Source organism: Bradyrhizobium sp. P2_E8 (genome assembly GCF_056403875.1).
This window is the reverse complement of sequence record NZ_JBFUES010001209.1, coordinates 1-2014: the sequence shown is the minus strand read 5'-3', so window position 1 is coordinate 2014 and position 2014 is coordinate 1. Positions and strand designations below refer to the sequence as shown.

Annotated in this window: 4 protein-coding genes; all 4 read right to left on the bottom strand. The window is 64.2% G+C overall.

Annotation, left to right across the window (positions count from 1 at the left end; all coding sequences use genetic code 11):
• The coding region (locus AC1D00_RS38690) for an aminotransferase class III-fold pyridoxal phosphate-dependent enzyme (protein WP_477014300.1) at positions 1-430 on the bottom strand (430 nt) is incomplete at its 3' end.
• Between the two features lie 143 nt (positions 431-573).
• On the bottom strand, positions 574-744 hold the full coding sequence (locus AC1D00_RS38685; protein ID WP_167770582.1) for a hypothetical protein: 171 nt from the start codon (positions 742-744) through the stop codon (positions 574-576).
• Between the two features lie 34 nt (positions 745-778).
• Entirely contained in the window at positions 779-1342 is a 564-nt protein-coding gene (locus tag AC1D00_RS38680) for an isochorismatase family protein (RefSeq protein WP_027542946.1), read from the bottom strand.
• 25 nt (positions 1343-1367) lie between these two features.
• The gene (locus tag AC1D00_RS38675; protein WP_027542947.1) at positions 1368-1988 is read right to left on the bottom strand and encodes a GNAT family N-acetyltransferase; all 621 of its coding nucleotides are present in this window, start codon (positions 1986-1988) and stop codon (positions 1368-1370) included.
• Positions 1989-2014 lie beyond the last annotated feature (26 nt).

Here is a 2014-nt window from a genome sequence, read left to right as displayed (position 1 = left end):
CCTTCTTGCGCTGCGGCTGGCCGAGCGCATTGGAGCGATAGGCGATCAGCTTCAGGACGGTGTCGTTCGCCTCCGAGCCGGAATTGGTGAAGAACACCTTGCTCATCGGCACCGGCGCGAGCGCCACCAGCTTCTCGGCGAGGTCGATCGAGGGCCCGTGCGATTTGGCGGAGAACGTATGGTAGAACGGCAGCGCCTGCATCTGCTTGTGCGCAGCCTCGACCAGGCGCTTCTCGTTGAAGCCGAGCCCGACGCTCCACAGGCCCGCCATCGCCTCGAAATAGCGTTTGCCCGATGCGTCAAAGACGTAAGGGCCCTCGCCGCGCTCGATCACCAGGGGACCGGCTTGCTGATGGGTGCGCGCGTTGGTGTAGGGATGGAGCTGGTAGGCCACATCCCGGGCCTCTTGCGAATTCGGCAGCATGGACATTTGCGAAAGATCCTCAAGGTCGCCACATCGCCGGCGCGGCCAGCGTCATCACTTGGCTATTGCGAGAATGCAGAACTTGCAACGCCAATTCGTCGGCAGCAAGCGCTCAGCAGCGTTGCACAAAGCCGCACACGGAACAGCTGTCAGGCCGCGCTGTCGTCATCACCCTCATCGGCGGCAGCAGCGGCCTCCCGCACCTCCACCAGCGCCATCGACAGCAGATAGACCGTCGTGGGCAAGCCGACGCGGCGCGCCGTCTCGACAGCCCGCGACAGGTCGCTTGCCAGCTCCTTGAGCTCGTCTCCCCGTGACAATGTCCCACCCCATCCATCCGCCGATCGCGGCCACCTACACCGCGACGGCGCCGCTGCTTCTGATCAGTTCGGCGCTGGGTTGGATTGTAGCAAAGTTGGCGACGACATTCACTACCGCATGCTTGTAGGCGGCGGCATCGCCCGCGCCCGGCTGGCGGCAGGCCACGGCGTCCGCCACCACCTGATAATGATGGCTGCGGTGAAACCCGTCGACGGCGGTGGCGAGGATGGTCTCGTCCAGGGAGAAGCCGATCAGGACGCAGCGCACATTGCGGATATTGGACATGTAATCCACAAACCGCGCCGAGCTGTAGGCCGAGGGCAGCGGGTGCTCGAACGTCATCTCGCCGGGCCGCGGCTTGGTCTCGGCGATCCAATCCGTCAGCCTGGATGCCGGATTGAACCAGGCCGCCTGGGCGATGCGCTTCAGATGCATCACCGGCCAGAGATTGTCGCGCCACAGCGTCAGGAGTTCCAGGCAGCGCGCGGTGGCGGCCTCGCCGTCGAGGATGACATGGCGACGCCCGGGGGTCAGATATTCGACCTGGAGATCCGCGCAGACCAGGATGGGCGGATTATCGTTGATGGAAGCCAGCATTGTCTTGCGCAGAGCTGCACCAGTTTCAGCGATCGGCAAGCGCGAGGTCCCGCAGCGGCGAGGTCACCGCCCGCCCGGCGGAGGCATCGAGCACGCCCGGCCGGTCCCAATCGCCCTCGGGACGGATGATCACGTAAGGATCGCTGTCCAGCGTGATGGCGTCCGGCCCCGGCTCGATCTCCAGCAGCATTTCCGTGTAGGAAAAATCCGAGAAGGTGATCTTGCGATTGTGGCCGAGCGGCTTGGCGCCGAAATGGGCCCAGAAATCGACCAGCCGGTCCTGCGCCTGGCCGTAGATCTTGCGAAACCCCTTGCGCTTCACATAGTCGACGCTCGCCTGCACCAGCTTGAACGAGACGCGCGAGCGCCGATATTGGTGCCGCACAGCGAGCCGCTCCACCTTGGCGAAATCGCCGAAGAAACGCACCCGCAGACAGCCGGCGGGTTCGTTGCCGACAAAGCCGATGAAATGCGCGGCCACCATGTCGTTGCCGTCGAACTCCTCTTCGAACGGACAATCCTGCTCGGCGAGGTAGACCGCCGAGCGGATCGCGGTGACAAGCATGAGATCGTTGGGATCGCGCGCAAGGCGGATGGTGACGGCGCGGGAGTCGGGCTTCGCGAGAGGAATCCTAGTACCGTGCATCTGAAACACTCCTTGCTTGGATGATC